We start from the raw sequence: 14,911 nt of genomic DNA, 5'->3' as shown, positions 1-14,911 counted from the left end.
CTCAATATCGCGCACAAATTAAGGAGCGCCATGAAAAAAACTTCAGCTATCACAATTGCAGATCTTGACGAGGCTTTAGCCTCGGTAGGTAACTACACCACTGGAAAGATCAGTCTCAAGGAGCTAGAAGAGGCGGTGAGCATTGAGGCAGCAGACCTACTCACAAGGCTGGGATTGGCAATACTGAAAATCTCCCACATGCATCCTGCATCATTCCGACCGCAGTTTATAGAGCCGCCGACCATTACGACTGTAGGGCAGTCGAGATTGTCCAGGCTCATTCAAACCAAATCATCGGCTTCCTAAAAGCTATGGACCGAGCACTGCCGCCAATACAGCCGATCATGTCCGCCACAATGTTTGGTTATCGAGCAATCCAAAACATCTCCAAACTCTACGACGCTGTAAAAATCCATATCGGTGAGGAGTGAATCATGTTCAGCAAGCACTACCTAGTCGCTGGACTCATACCAAGTGCTCTGTTGGTTGATTTCTAAGGTAGCGGCAGTAGGCTGGCAAACTCACAGAGCTTAGTCGACACGCCACGCCAAATCAGTGATTACTAAAAATAAGCAAACCCACCATAACCAGTACCAAAGTTGCGAGGAAGCTTGCAGCCTGCTCAGGCCATGGGCGGCGGAGCCAAACGCTCGGTACAATCCCACAAGAGCGAATCTGCCACCCCCAAAGCCCTGCGAGAGGCGCAAGGGAATGACTCTAAAGATATTTAGATCTTTAATTTTTGCATAAAAATTTCATTAAAACCCGGCGTGATACCGTTCCTTGTGCTCATGTCAAGAAAGTAGCCAACATGAAAGCTATCTCAAATGCCCTGCCTGTTTTTTCTTGATCAGTCCCACAGGCATACCGTCCATTGCCATAGCCCCCACTTCCAGCCTCGCAAGGGTAGCCCGTACAGTGTAAGTACAAGACAATTCTTATCTTCAGTGAAGCCCGAGTCAAGTACGATTGTCTTCAATCATACCCACATGACGAGATAGTCGTATGAATTTCTGGCATCAGACAAATATGGAAGATCGCACTCTCAGATTCAAACTTGCACTAAATGAGCTTTTACAATTCCCGCACATAAACGGAAACGAAGCTATTGATATCGCTCGAAGCGCCGTTGAAATTGATAATCAGGGGAGTCCACCCCTAAAGTAGGAGTTAACACCTGCAGCGAGGCAGTCGCCTGGTACCGCCTGCGCGAGTGCGCCGCTCGCGGCTTAGCCAGTCGGGTCGATCATGAGCAGAAGTGGAAGCACTAGCAGCCCGCCAGACAACACAAACCCTAGCTCGCTGGTTTAATTTTGTTCGGAAAACTTATTGATCCACACAAGTTTTTAGCTTCTTCGCCACGCTTCCAAGTGCAGCACTCTACGCCTTTTAGGAAAACTCTGAAGAAGACTTCCTGAATTTGTTGAAATACGTCGATCCCGTTGCCCGAGTTATCCGATGAAACAGATGACCTTTGTCGACGCCGAGTACGCCGGCAAGCGCAAGCAGACCCGCAAGGAGTTGCTCCTGATCGAGATGGATCAGGTGGTGCCGTGGCAGGGTTTGATCGCCCTGATCGAGCCACACTACCCCAAGGGTGAAGGGGGCCGTCCGGCGTACCCGCTGATGGCGATGTTGCGCATGCATCTGATGCAGAACGGGTTCGGCTACAGCGATCCGGCCATGGAGTAAGCGCTCTATGAGACGACCTTTTTGCACCAGTTCGCCGGCCTGGGTCTGGAGCGCATCCCCGACGAAACCACCCTCCTCAACTTCCGGCGTCTGCTGGAGAAACACGAGCTGGCGGCTGGGATTCTGGCGGTGATCAATGGCTACCTGGGTGACCGCGGTCTGTCGCTGCGCCAAAGCACTATCGTCGATGCGACGTTGATCCATGCGCCCAGTTCGACCAAGAACAACGACGGCAAGCGTGACCCGGAAATGCACCAGACCAAGAAGGGCAACCAATACTACTTTGGCGCGTAAGCACACATTGGTGCCGACGCGGATTCCGGCCTGGTCCATAGCGTGGTGGTTACTGCGGCAAATGTTGCAGACATCACTCAGATCGACAAGCTGCTGCACGGCGAGGAAAACGTAGTGTGCGCCGACGCCGGCTATACCGGGGTCGAGAAGCGCCCGGAACATGAAGGCCGTCAAGTCATCTGGCAGATCGCGGCTCGGCGCAGCACCTACAAGAAGCATGGCAAGCGCAGTGTCTTGTACAAGGCGATCCGCAGGATCGAGAAGGCCAAGGCGCAGGTACGGGCCAAGGTTTAGCACACGTTTCGGGTGATCAAGCGGCAGTTCGGCTATACCAAGGTGCGCTTTCGTGGACTGGCCAAGAATACGGCGCAAATGATCACGTTGTTCGCCCTGTCGAACCTGTGGATGGCACGCCGGCATTTGCTGGCCAGCGCAGGCGAGGTGCGCCTGTAATAAGGGAAATGGCCGCCGCGCGGTGCTCGCGATGGCAAAAACATGGGAAAAAGCGGTTGATCTGAATATCTCGGATCGTTTGGCCGCTTTCAAAAATTAGCGGACACTGAGGCTAGTCAGAAATATGGGGCTATTTCAGACCATACTTAGCACCTATATACGATATAGGCTTTTTCACCGAGGATTTCATATAGCTGATCAGAAGAAAGCCACGCTACGCCGTCCAGCCTATCCCTCAATCTCTTCTGGGCGCGGATGAGGCGATACTGCGCATCAACATTGCTACCCGTGCACCCGGTATTGCTTGGTCACCGGACTGTCGGTGGCTTCGCCTTCGCCGTTCCTGGCAAATGGTGCTTGCCAAGCCCTGGCGGACTTCCTTCAGGTACGGCTGAAGAAGTCGATTGCGCACCGCCTCCATAGGGAGCACATCATTCCCTAGAGCAATAATGCGAATGGTGAAGCAGAGCTTAGCCGGTACCGCCGGCTGGACGTTTTCAGCAGGGGCTTTGCCGGGAAGTGGCTGCAGTTCTTCTAGGTAACACTACTGCTCACGCAGAATTTGCTCCCGGCGATCACGCTGCATCTCGCGACTACCCAGTGTCGAATTGACGGGGTTGTATAGCTGTCCATAACCATTAACAGGATACAGATGGGCTGCAATCGAGCTGAACGTCCTTGATAGGTGAGGGCGAAGAAATTGAAGCGACTCCGTATAACCAGGTATTTGAGTATACCTGAAGGGATCGATAGCAAGCGCAACTTAGCCCCCATAAACGCGCCTATTGCGGCCTGTTTTTTCGGCGGCGGAGAAACTTCGCCAGCAATGAGCGAAGAGAGGGCTTTCCTACTGGTTCGGTCGGCGCATCTGGCGCCAAGTCCTTTTGGCTACGACAAATCTCCAGGTGGTGCACTGCAACGTCGTCGCCCGCCTGGATGCCGAGCACGACTGATCTCCCTTTCACCCTCAGAATCTTCACCTGGATATCATCACCAACCCGAATGGACTGACCAACGTTTCTGGTCAAGCTGAGCATGATGAGCACTCCTTTGATCAACGCACAAAATGGCTTTCAGCAATCAAGCCGGGCGGTCGGCGTGTATCTGCGGCGCATGAGGACGATAAAAGCCTCCTCGCATCAGTTAAGGTACCGAGGCAGACGAATAGGTGGGAGGATGCCTCCTTACAACAGCCGATCCTGGCCACCCCGGCAGAGCCTCCCCAAACTCGACACAACGTGTAAGGTGGCGCTATTGAACGCTAAAATGACCCGGCGAAATACAAGAATCGTCTCAAAGATGCGAGCACCCTCTATCTATCCCGCATCCCATCCGTGAGCCAGCTCAACGCGTCAATCGAGATAAGCATCAATCCTTAAGCATTTTATCCACTGTCATGTCGCCTCAATTTCGCTGGCGCCGCAGGAATACCTAAGGGAAGCCGAATCTGACGCAGCGTAACGCCGCGTAATTCGGCTGGTCACACATCTACCGCATGCAATCAAAGCACTGGAGCGGTTCAATCCGATTGACACGCTCTTCTCTGAACCTAACTTGGCTGATCCAACTGTGAGAACAACGCATCGGGGCGAAGCGCTAACGAGAGCTCCCGCTCATTAATAAATTCCCGGATATCTGAGCAAGGTTGCTACAAGAGCAAGCAGTGATCACTGCCGGAGCAGTGGGCGAAGCCAGTCTTCATTTTCAGCAGGCCATGAGCGTAATGATCGCCCATGGATTTGCCAGCCACAAAAGACGAAGGCCGGCAGTCAGCATGAAAGCGCCCGATACCCAGAACAGAATCACAGAGCATCTGGAGTTTTCGTGTGGTGGCAAACTCTGTTCTAAGCCGCCAATCCAGTAGGGGACTGGTCGATACTTGAAGCAAATGGAGTGGCGCAAGCCTTCTCCCAGGCTGGCTAGCGCAGATGCGCAAGACGACAGGCCAACCAGCAGATTGTCGACGAGAAGTTCGAGGCTCAGCGAACAGAGCAGAAGTGCGCTGCTGACGAGGAATATGGCAGCGCACCATTTTTGGCGGATAACGCTCACGGATATTAGGTACTGCATCTTTTGTACTCTTTCTCTAGCTGCGAGCACGCACCTGTTCGTGATATATGCTTGTTCTCGTGCCTTTCTTGTTAGCGCTCGCGGAAGGCTTCGCGAGCTTTAAGGACAGGCTTGAGAAGGTAGTCAAGGATGGTCTTTTCGCCGGTACGAATATCCACTGAGGCGATCATACCTGGAATAATTGGCAGGTCCTTGCCGCCGGCTGTGAGTGCATTCTTGTCGGTGAGTACCAGCACCCGATAATAGGTGTCGTCCGGACGACCAGCGGCCGCCTTCTGCTCGTCTTTCAAAGTGTCTGGGCTGATATGCATCACTTTACCATCTAAGCCGCCATAAATTGCGTAATCATAAGCAGTGATCTTCACCGTGGCTGGTAGATCAGGACGCAGGAATGCTACGTCCGAGGGACGAATTTTTGTCTCTACAAGCAGCTGGTCTTCCAGGGGGACGATTTCTAGAATGTGTTCGCCCGGTTGAATTACACCGCCAATGGTGTTGACCCGAACATTCTTCACGGTCCCACGTACCGGTGCAGTGATCGTGGTGCGCTTCATTACATCGGCTCGTCCAACCAGATTTTCCTGGGTTTGCGACAGCTCCATCTCCAGCTTTACGAGTTCGGCGTTTGCGTCCGCCCTATATCTGTTCTGGCGCTCAACGATCTGCGACTTGATATCGTTGGCCTGACGGCGCATTCGCAGTAGCTCTACTTCCGAGAGCAAGCCTTTGACAGCCAGCGGTTCGGAATATGCAATTTCCTTGGTCGACAGCGCATAGCTATGTTGTAGGGCTGCGACACTTTCATCCAGTGCGCGCTTGCGCGTTTGGAATGCCTTGGTTTCTTGCTCGATCTCCGCGGGGAACTGGCGAACCTCCTCGTCAAACTCGAGAGGAAGACCGAAGGCTTCGGCACGCAAGCGGAAGATGGTTGCCTTGAGGGCAATGACCTTTCTGAGGGTTTCTCTGTAGCTGGCCTGGGCACGAGTCGGATCAATTCTAAGGAGCACTTGGCCGCTGTCCACTACGTCCCCTTCGCGCACATTCATTTCCTCGAGGATGCCGCCCTCCAGGCTCTGAATAACCTGCTCCCGGCTCATTGAGATGATCTTTGCCTCGCCGTGGGTGATTTCCTCGACGCGGGCGAAATGGGCCCATATTAGACCGGCGCAAATAGTCGTCAGGATCATATAGAGCACCAGACGCGAGCCAGGCGTAGTTTGCGAGAGAAGGGACTCCTGCACGTCATTCATAAAAGCGGCGTCGACAGCGGAAATTCGCTCGGTACACTTGCGTTTACTCATCCAGCCAAACATCACTGGTTCTCCTTCAATGGGCGTTGCGTTGCTTGCTTCTGTAGCGTCCCGATAACCGCCTGCCTGGCTCTATCTACTGAGTCCTGTCCGGAGCCTGATAGTGCCGCCAGCACGGCGTCTTTAGGGCCGTCGGCGACGATTTTGCCGCCGTCAACCACGACGATCCGGTCGACCAAACTTAGTAGTGCCGGACGATGGGTAACCACTACCAGCGTCTGATCTGCGGTAGCGCGCTTCAAATGCTCGAGGAAGAGCGCTTCTGTCTGGCTATCCATTGCGCTTGTTGGTTCATCCATCAGCAGAAGTTTGGGGCGCGCCAATAGAGTGCGGGCTAGCGATATCAGCTGTCGCTGGCCGCCGGAAACGCCATCACCCATTTCGCCGATTGGCAGGTTGATGCCTCGTGGGTGGGCTGCAGCGATCTGATCCAGGCCGGTCAGGCGCAGTACTCGCAGGAGCTCTTCGGCGCTGGCGTCGGGCTTCCCGAGCATAATGTTCTCGCGCAAGGTGCCATAGAAGAGGCGAGCGTCTTGGGACACATAGCCGACGATGCGACGCCAGTCAGCTGGATCGATCTGGTTAACATCAAGCCCGTCGCTAAACATCTGGCCTCCGACCGGAGCGTAGAGGCGTGACATGACCCGCAGCAAGCTCGACTTGCCGCTGCCGATTCGGCCCAGGATCGCTACGCGCTCACCGGGGGATATGGACAGGTTGATATTGCTGAGCACCGGAGGATTGGGTTGCGTGGGCGGTGCCGGATAGACAAAGCCAACCTCCTTCAAAGTCAGTTGTCCGCTCAGTGTTGGGTTGGCTAGATAGTCGCGCTCGGTATCGCGATCTACCGGCAAGGCCATTAGTTTGTTTAGCGAGGTCAGTGCTGCTTTAGCCTGCTGGAAGCGTACAGCCAGGCCGATCACTTGGCCCAGGGGAGCGGTGGCGCGTCCAGCGAGCATCACGCTACCGATTAGGGCGCCCAAGGTCAGGTCTCCCGCGTCGATTAGGTAGACGCCGGTTATCACCAGAGCGACGGTCTGCACCTGTTGTAGAAATGCCACAGTGCCGGTTGCGGCGCTCGACAGTTGACGCGACTTCATCGAACTGCTGGCTTGAAGGGCACTGAAGTGCTGCCAGCGGCGCTGCATATGCGCCTGGCCACCGGTGGCCTTGAGAGTTTCCAAGCCTTCTATCGACTCGACCAGTACGCCTTGCTTGAGCGAGGACTCGCGCAGGTTCTCCTGCATGGTGCGAGCGAGAGGCCACTGAATGCAGACAGATATGATTAAAATTAGCGGCAGCACCGCCAGAGGTATCCAGCCTAACGGCCCGCCGATAAGGAAGATTACTGCGATGAACAGCATTACGAAGGGTAGATCGGAGATGGTCGCCAGTGTAGCTGAGGTGACGAAATCCCGTACCGATTCGAATTCGCGCAGCTGGTTGGCGAAGCTGCCAGATGAGGCCGGCTTATATTCCATCTGCACCGATAGCGCCTGGCGGAATAGCATAGAGCCGAGAATCAGATCGGCTTTCTTGGCAGCAACGTCCAGCAAGTGAGCGCGGACGTAACGAATCAGCGCCTCAAAGATCATAGCTACGACAACGCCGATACCCAGCGACCAGAGCGTCACGAATGCTTGGTTGGGCACCACGCGGTCGTAGACGTTCATGGTGAAGAAGATACCAGACAGGGCTAGAACGTTCGCCAACACAGCGGCTATAGCTGCGCTGCGATAGTAGCGTCGGTACCGCCAGAGGGTGCTGAACAACCAGTGCCCCTTGGGTGTGGGAAGGGTTTCGCCAGCACGATTGTCAGCCTTGGCGCGAGGCTTCACCAGAATTGCGTAACCGGCATACTGCTCTTCGATTTCTTCCTGAGAGAGATCGACGGCTTCTGCAGAGACTTCCGGCAGGATCACGCTGTAGCGAAGTTGGCGCTTACCCTCGGCATCCGTCTCTTCACGACGGTGGAGAAGGATGCAGCCGCCCTGCCCTTGCCGTAGAAGGATCATGGGCATGACCTGTCCGGGTAGGCTGCGTGCGTTACGCTTTATCAGGCCACCTGCTAGACCTGCATTATCCAAGGCTGCGATGGCGAGAGACGGGGTGAGGATGCCTGCGCGAGGCAGTCCCGAGACCAAGGCCTCCTCGCTCTTGCCCAAGTTGTAGTGATTGCAGATCCAGGACACACATTGAAGCAGCGTGTCGTCGATGGTTGTCTGTTCTCGGGCGAGTGCGAAGGCTTCGGTGGCAATAGATGGTGCACTTGCGGTCTTCATGGCTGTTTCCTGTATGAGGCCTCCCTTGACGGATAAGGCAGGCTTGGAGTCCGGTTGAACAACTCCTTGTCGGCTGTCCGGATTGACTTGCAGAAATTCTGCTGGTGGCGAAGCGCCCCTTGAACAGGAGTTGTCTCAAATGCATCGCGGGCCAGGCAGGGTGTCGCAATCTGTCGCGGCGAATCACGAACGTGAACGTCACATGTGGTTAATGAGACAAGTCCTATGTCGCATCGTTTGGAATGTTGCGAGGCTATCGCCCGTATTTGTCGGGAATAACTGGGAGATCGACATGCAGGTGCATGAGGGTGAGGGGCGCGCTGGTGATGTGCTGACGCTGAATATATTGAACGGTCATGCAGGGGAACGTTTAATGCGACTTCTGCTGACGCAAGGCATCGAAATCGAGATCGGCGAGGTCCGAGCTAGCTCGGTAAAGCTCGTCATTCGCGCTCCTGGCGAAATGCTAGTGGTGGAGGAGCTGGCATGGGCGGATGAGCTATGTGGTGTGTGAGCCATGGGAACGTAACGAGCTGAGAGATGCTATATTCGCCGAACTTCGAGATTCACAGGTTTGCAAGTTTTTCGTGAGGGACATACTGTGTTTAAAGAAGATGTGGGCGTGATGGTTTACTGCCGAAATGCTTGCTCTTTGATCGGCTACTCCACTCGGCTTAATGCGCTGGGTCATTACCGGCTGAGTCTTTGTAGTTCAGCGACTGAAGTGACCGAACTTTTAGAGGCAGGAAAGAGATTTCGCTTTCTGGTCTTTGATGGATTTGATCTCGGTTCTTACGCACAGCTTCTCAATGAACTCGCTTGGTTTGAAGCGATCAATGAGTTCGTTGTTGTTGCCGATGTAAATTCCATGCAGCGCCTGGAAATCTTCTACTGGGCGAAGGACATCGAGTTGCCTTTGCGTGCAGTACTGCAGGCCCCTCTTCGTGACTACGAACTCGCCCTTGCCTTGGGCTGCGGTGATGCGTCAGGCGGTCCCACAGCCCTGTACCCCGGCAGCTTCTTGGTGCTCGACGGCGCGTGCTAGGACGCCGGCTAGATAGCTATTATCTTTCGGTGAATTATTCATTCGGAGCTTGCCCAGAGAGTTGGAGGGGGCAACTAACACAAGAGGGCTGTTTGTTACGAATGACTTTGCTCAAAAGCCGTCTCCCCGTATGCGGGGGCCAAGTCACCTTGCGTTAATCAGGTAGGCATCCATTGATGTGCCGGAAGATGGGCGATCTCACTAGGCCGCTGCATCGGCAGTCGCGTTTGCAGTACCGTCCAGCGCCCCGGCGATGGCGGAGCCTTAGGGCGACGACTGGCGTTGGGCGAGCATCCAGGTGGGCAGCGCTTCGAGAATTGGTGCCGCCTGCTCCTGGCGTTTTCGCCGTCGATCTTCGTTGCTTATGTCGCGGGCTTGCCGTTCAATTTTGTACAGACCAGCGATCAAGCACAGTTCCATATCGGCTAATTGGTTTTTACCCGCTGTGTGCAGGTCGAAGAACTTGCGTCGGGAGTGGGCCGTGCAGGTAATTTCATTAATGCTTTGCTCGAATTTCGCCTTGTAGTCGCCGCAGGCCAACTTATCGTTCCAGTGACTGATCCGAACCACCCTGCATGCGGGCATGGGTGGTCAAGTGTGATGCAACTACTGGTCAAGTCGAATGCAATTCGCACCTGCGCATAGCAAAGTGCTGACGGAAGAGAAGCGGCGCATTTAAGCGGCATAATACGAGCAGTAGTTCTAGACACCTTTACACCGGCTCCGGGACAGACCATAGCAAGTTATTCAAAACTCATAGTTCAATTCACAGTTTCAAGATTAATTCGTGGCGCAAGGTTATTCCATGCAGCCTTTGAAAGCATCCGATTCAGGTTGTACGTGCGCGGCAGCTGCTTGAAAGTCCCCGCATTTGGGAGTACCAGCCACTTCCCTATGGCATGAAGCAGCGCGGTCTGAATCAGGCAGGGTCAGACTGAATCTGTCCTTATCGCCTGATCAGCGCAGCGTCATTCTTTGAGGTCCATGAGGAATAGCATCATGCATTCCGAGGCGACTTTGAGCGTGAAGTGAGAAATATCTGGAGTCGCATGGTTGCCAGGAAGAGTTTGCGTCACACTTGAAAGAAGGATGGTTGCCCCGCCTCGTGGAAGATTGGCGTGCCCCTATGTGCCGACTACTTCTATTTCCCCAGCCGACGACAACTATCCCCGGCGTTCTCGCTAGTACTTCAGGACCTGCGCTATGAACTATAAAAATGCATACTAGAAAAATAGACGCCTTGATGGCCCTACAGAATTCATGGCTGGCGAGTCCGCTCCTGGCTGGAGTTGCCAGTCGCAACCGGCCGTTTGGGGACGATGGCTGTCGGTGACCATGGTTCGTCTTAACCAGGACGAACCATGGTCCTTTGCCCCAGCCGGTGTTCGAGCGACAAGGCACTGCGTAACTCGCTAGGACGACCTCAACCCGGGGCGCAGAGTAATCTCAGCCCCTACGCAGCTCGGACTCAAACTCGGCTATTAGCTCGGGTAGATCGCAGCCCATTACCTTGCACAGATCCCGAATTTGGATGATGTCCAGCCGACGGACACCCCGCTCAACATCGCTCATAAAAGACTGAGGTCGGCCCAAGGCAGTCGAGCAAGTCTCCTGCGTAAGGCCCGCCTCTAGGCGGCGTCGCTTCAGGACAGCGAGGAAGACGCCGTACTCCTCCCGGTAAATCGCTTTCGTCATAGGGCCGGCCTTTGAGGGTCAGCCCAGCAACCTATATCTGATTTTCAAATATCTGATTTTCGGATATTTTACGTGGTAGCGCTTTGCCACAAGCACACGCCATGCAGGCGTTCTACCTGCGGCGCTTACGGGAAAGCCGATGTTGCCAATGGCGTTTGGACCCACTCAAACCAGCCGTTTCCAGCTGCATGAGCCCAGCCTTGGTAGGCGAATAAACCTAAAGGGAAGATAACGTGGCCAAATACTTTTATAGCAACTGCGTCATAACGGGCATTGGCAAACCACAGACCCCATTTCAAACAAATACAGTGACAGCAAGTGCGAAGATCAACGGAAGATCTGCCTCAAAGGTCATGTTCAGTTCAGAGATGTACAACTACTTCCAAGGTGCGGGCAATGGAAAAGAGCATCGCGTCTGGTTTGTAGTGGCGAAGAAGAAAGATCCGATAATGATCATCTCCGTACAGAATGAGGCTGGTGAGATTCACAAACCAAAGTCTCAAGCGAAAGATGGCCTCGGCGTTCTACTCGGCAGCATCCTAAACGCCTCAATTGCATGGGCCGCCACTTACTTTTTCTTGCCTGCTCTGGTCGGACATAGGAACCAAGACTCCGCATCTTTCTGGATTTGGATAATTACCGCCGTATTCTTTATGCTTCGAGGCGGAAAAGCCCTTGCCAAAATCTCCACTCCCGAAAACTGGCAGCAGGGAAGCATAGACAACTTCACACAAGAAGTTGAGCCTCTATTTTCAAGTCCAAAGCGAAATTCGCCCGATAACTGGATGAACAGCTAGAGCCGAGCTTTTACTAAGAAAAATCCAACCACAGGCAGTTATTGGTTGCAAAAACAAGGATGCAATAAGTGAGTCTGAAAAGAATTTACGCACTCAAGAGCCTTCTCATCACCGGCGCCGCATCGCTGCTTCTAACAGGTTGCGCAGGCGCTCCGCTGGGTCTCGATATGGGACAGAAGCCCATGGCAGGCGTTTGGAAAGGCGATTTCATCTGCCCGCAGCTGCAGATGAGCAAGCAGTCGATAACCATAACTCTGCAGGACGGCAATCTGCCGGGCGCCGTGAATGGTGTCGTTGAGAACCATCTGATCTACGCTGGCCAACCGCAGTACCTAAAGTACACCGTGGTTGGCTCGAACATCGGCGGTCACGTGGTACTCAAGCCGAAACAGCTGATCCAGCGTAGCCGAGAAGACTTCATGATGGGTCCTATCGAGGGCAACATGGCCGACGCCAATACGCTCCAGGCTGTGTCCTGCAAACGCCAGAATCAGTTCCCGATCAAGCGGGTCTCCAGTGCCGAGCAGAGCGCTCTGCGCTAATCGAATCTAACTGCTGAAGGGGCCCTCGTGGCCCCTTTGCTTTTTTGGCGAGTGGAGTCGCTGGTGTTGAGTTCCCCCGATGATCAGGAAGCGTTGGATAACGACGCTCCCTGGTCTACCGGTCTCTATCTTGGGAACGACGAGCTTAAGCCTCAGAAATTTCGTAGGCCGTCGCTGAACACCCCGCGAGCGTCTACATGCTCGTTGTAGGCTTTGATCGATTGGCGGTTCTCTTCCAACCACCTTTCGCGCTGCCTTTCCTTCAGGGCTTCGATCAATGCCCGCTCCAGTGCCTCAGAGACGTTGATATCCAAGTCCCTAGCTTTGTTAAGCAAGTCGCCATTGACGCTGAGGTTGACTGTCCGTTTGGAGGCATGAGGGTCGTAGACGGAGAACATTGCATTCCCTCCTAGGTGATCATGCCCACAGTCTATGCAAACCTCGGTGTGTAGCCAAAGCAGAGCACCCGCAGCCCTCTAAATAGACACCCTCCTGGGCACAAGCCAGCCTGAGGTCGGAGCCGACGCTGACAAGGCTTCGTAGCTAGATCATGAACCCGCGTCAGTGGTTTCCTCCTGCCAGAATCTGACCCTCCACTACACGCAGCAACCGGCCAATAGCAGCCTTTCGCAGACGACCCCCGTGTCCCCGCTCTAACCGTCGAGCGCGGCGGGTTCATCCTTCCGAAATACAGGCTCTGCCGTCCAATCGATCACTCGCGCTCAAAGGAAAGTACACGCGCACCTGCAAACCATGACCGTCGGCCCCCGCCCCCAACGCCAGCCTCGCGCCATGCCGCTCGGCGATCCTCGCCACGATGGACAGCCCTAGCCCACTGCCCTGGGGAGCCTTCTCGCCGGCACCGCGATAGAAGCGCTCCACCACCCGCGCGCGTTCCTCATCCGGAATCCCCGGGCCGTTGTCGGTGACCTCGAGAATCGCCCCATCGCCATCGCGGCGCACCGCCAGGTCGATGGTGCCTCCCGGTGCGTGGCGGATGGCGTTGTCGACCAGGTTGTTGAGCAGGATGCGCAAGGCCTCCGGGTCGCCCTGCACCTCGACGTCGTCCTGACCTGCCAGGCCAAGGTCGATGCCCTTCGCCTCCGCCTGGCGGATCTGATCGGCGATCACGGTTTTGCACAGGCCCAGCAGCGACACCGGCTGCCAAGGCGCGTCCTGCGCCTGCGGCTCGAGACGGGCGAGCGTGAGCAACTGCTGCGACAGGTGCGCCAGTCGAGCAACCCCTGCCTGCAGCTGCACGAGCGTTGCGCTGCGCTCGCCTTCGCTTTCGGCACGCTGGGCCAGGTCGGCCTGCAACCCCAGGGCCATGATCGGCGTGCGCAGCTCATGGGCGGCATCGGCGATGAAATCCTTCTGCTGGACGAAGGCCTGGTCCAGCCGCTTGAGCAAGGAGTTGAGCTCGGTCACCAGGGGCCGCACTTCCATGGGCAGGTCACTGTCCGGAATCGGCACCATGCTGCTGGCGTTACGCTGCGCAAGCTCGGCGACGATCCTGTGCAGCGGCTTGAGCCCATAGCCGATGCCGAACCAGAGGAACAACGCCAGCAGCGGCAGCAGCGACAGCACCGGCCAGAGCAGGTGCACCGCCAGCCCGGCCAGGGCCTCCCAGCGCGCATCCTGGGCCTGGGCCACGCGAATCAGGCGGTCTCCGCGCTTCTCGACGAAGGTATGCCAAGTCTGTTCGCCATAGGACAAGTCGCTGAGCCCCGCCGACGAGGGCGCCGGCAGCTGCAGGGCCGGGTCCGAGCTGTAGTGCAATTGCCCATTGCCGTCCCAGACCTGCAGCAGCACCTCGTCGGCCTTGTCCTCATCGGCGGCGCTGAGCCGGTTGTCGCGCTCGTTGAGAGAAACCCCTTCTCCCGACAGGCTCACGTGCCTGGCGATGTAGCGCATCTGGTCATTGAGCAGGTCGTCCAGTTCGAGGAACGCCCCCCAGTACGTACCGATACTGGCCAGGGCGCCCGCGGCGAAGGTCGCCGGCAACAGCCACAGGAGCAAGCGGCGGCGCAGCGAGTTCATTGATCCTCTCCAACGTGATAGCCAACGCCACGCACCGAGCGAATAACGTCCGCACCGAGCTTCTTGCGCAGGTTGAAGATATGCACCTGCACCGCATTGCTGCCGATTTCCTCGCCCCAGCCGTAGAGGCGGTCTTCCAGCTGCTCGCGGGACAAGATGCGCTCGGGCCCCTGCATCAGCACGTGCAGCAAGGCGAACTCCTTGGCCGATACGCTAACCGGCTCGCCTCGCAGCCATAGCAGATGGCCGGCCGGGTCCATGCGCAATGGGCCGACGTTCAGTTCGACCTGCACGCGCCCGACCTGGCGCCGGCTGACCGCCCGCATGCGCGCCAGTAACTCCTCCATGGCGAACGGCTTCACCAGGTAGTCGTCGGCGCCGCAGTCCAGCCCCGCCACGCGGTCGGGCAAGGTGTCGCGCGCCGTGATGATGATTACCGGCAGCGCCGTTTCGCCGCGACGGATGCGCCGCAGCACTTCCATTCCATCGCTGCGCGGCAAGCCCAGGTCGAGCAAGAGCAGGGCGTATTCGGTGGTTTCCAGGGCCAGCAGGGCGGACTTGCCGTCCTGCACCCAATCCACGCTGTAACCCTCTTTGCGCAGCCCCTGCTGAAGGGCTTCGCCAATCATCGCATCGTCTTCGGCCAGCAACAGGCGCATAGCTCTCTCCGAACGGCCCAATCCATCAGAAC

12 protein-coding genes and 2 pseudogenes are annotated in these 14,911 nt (G+C 56.0%); 6 read left to right on the top strand and 8 right to left on the bottom strand.

The features are described 5' to 3' along the window. The first annotated feature begins 30 nt into the window (after positions 1–30). Together ACA097_RS19650 and ACA097_RS19645 are read left to right on the top strand one after the other, a co-directional pair. Complete coding sequence (locus tag ACA097_RS19650; protein WP_371365403.1) at positions 31–306, top strand: hypothetical protein; 276 nt, start codon at positions 31–33, stop codon at positions 304–306. A 1,152-nt stretch (positions 307–1,458) separates the two neighbouring features. Continuing rightward, a pseudogene (locus ACA097_RS19645) lies at positions 1,459–2,439 on the top strand (IS5 family transposase). Between the two features lie 782 nt (positions 2,440–3,221). Here ACA097_RS19645 and ACA097_RS19640 read toward each other — a convergent pair. From ACA097_RS19640 to ACA097_RS19630, 3 genes are all read right to left on the bottom strand, one after another. Then, positions 3,222–3,476, bottom strand: a complete 255-nt coding sequence (locus tag ACA097_RS19640) for a carbon storage regulator (RefSeq protein WP_371365401.1) — start codon at positions 3,474–3,476, stop codon at positions 3,222–3,224. Between the two features lie 1,104 nt (positions 3,477–4,580). Next, positions 4,581–5,822 carry an HlyD family type I secretion periplasmic adaptor subunit gene (locus ACA097_RS19635; RefSeq protein ID WP_371365399.1) on the bottom strand — a complete coding sequence of 414 codons (1,242 nt, stop codon included), beginning with the start codon at positions 5,820–5,822 and terminating at the stop codon, positions 4,581–4,583. Beyond that, the gene (locus ACA097_RS19630; protein ID WP_371365396.1) at positions 5,822–8,101 is read right to left on the bottom strand and encodes a type I secretion system permease/ATPase; all 2,280 of its coding nucleotides are present in this window, start codon (positions 8,099–8,101) and stop codon (positions 5,822–5,824) included. Before ACA097_RS19630 ends, ACA097_RS19635 begins: the two co-directional genes overlap by 1 nt. Before the next feature lie 292 nt (positions 8,102–8,393). On the opposite strand from ACA097_RS19630, the gene ACA097_RS19625 reads away from it, so the two are divergent. After that, a complete protein-coding gene (locus tag ACA097_RS19625; protein WP_371365394.1) occupies positions 8,394–8,615 on the top strand; it encodes a hypothetical protein in 222 nt (73 codons plus the stop codon). A gap of 87 nt (positions 8,616–8,702) precedes the next feature. Further along, entirely contained in the window at positions 8,703–9,146 is a 444-nt protein-coding gene (locus ACA097_RS19620) for a hypothetical protein (RefSeq protein WP_371365392.1), read from the top strand. Positions 9,147–9,413: 267 nt separating this feature from the next. Here the strand turns inward: ACA097_RS19620 and ACA097_RS19615 are convergent. Then, positions 9,414–9,707: pseudogene (locus ACA097_RS19615) on the bottom strand (transposase); the annotation flags it as partial. 885 nt (positions 9,708–10,592) lie between these two features. Then, a complete protein-coding gene (locus ACA097_RS19610) occupies positions 10,593–10,841 on the bottom strand; it encodes a helix-turn-helix domain-containing protein (RefSeq protein WP_090265915.1) in 249 nt (82 codons plus the stop codon). Between the two features lie 233 nt (positions 10,842–11,074). On the opposite strand from ACA097_RS19610, the gene ACA097_RS19605 reads away from it, so the two are divergent. After that, positions 11,075–11,638, top strand: a complete 564-nt coding sequence (locus ACA097_RS19605) for a hypothetical protein (RefSeq protein WP_371365390.1) — start codon at positions 11,075–11,077, stop codon at positions 11,636–11,638. Between the two features lie 68 nt (positions 11,639–11,706). After that, complete coding sequence (locus ACA097_RS19600) at positions 11,707–12,180, top strand: hypothetical protein (RefSeq protein WP_090265913.1); 474 nt, start codon at positions 11,707–11,709, stop codon at positions 12,178–12,180. A gap of 152 nt (positions 12,181–12,332) precedes the next feature. Here the strand turns inward: ACA097_RS19600 and ACA097_RS19595 are convergent, their stop codons facing one another. From ACA097_RS19595 to ACA097_RS19585, 3 genes are all read right to left on the bottom strand, one after another. Continuing rightward, complete coding sequence (locus ACA097_RS19595) at positions 12,333–12,578, bottom strand: type II toxin-antitoxin system CcdA family antitoxin (RefSeq protein WP_371365388.1); 246 nt, start codon at positions 12,576–12,578, stop codon at positions 12,333–12,335. A 277-nt stretch (positions 12,579–12,855) separates the two neighbouring features. Next, the gene (locus ACA097_RS19590; protein ID WP_371365386.1) at positions 12,856–14,220 is read right to left on the bottom strand and encodes an ATP-binding protein; all 1,365 of its coding nucleotides are present in this window, start codon (positions 14,218–14,220) and stop codon (positions 12,856–12,858) included. Then, positions 14,217–14,879, bottom strand: a complete 663-nt coding sequence (locus tag ACA097_RS19585; protein WP_371365383.1) for a response regulator — start codon at positions 14,877–14,879, stop codon at positions 14,217–14,219. The genes ACA097_RS19590 and ACA097_RS19585 overlap by 4 nt, the downstream gene beginning before the upstream one ends. Positions 14,880–14,911: the final 32 nt, after the last annotated feature.

This window comes from Pseudomonas sp. QL9 (assembly GCF_041409665.1).
Lineage (GTDB): Bacteria > Pseudomonadota > Gammaproteobacteria > Pseudomonadales > Pseudomonadaceae > Pseudomonas > Pseudomonas knackmussii.
Note: the sequence above shows the minus strand (reverse complement) of the source record. Positions and strands in the feature narration are given on the sequence as shown.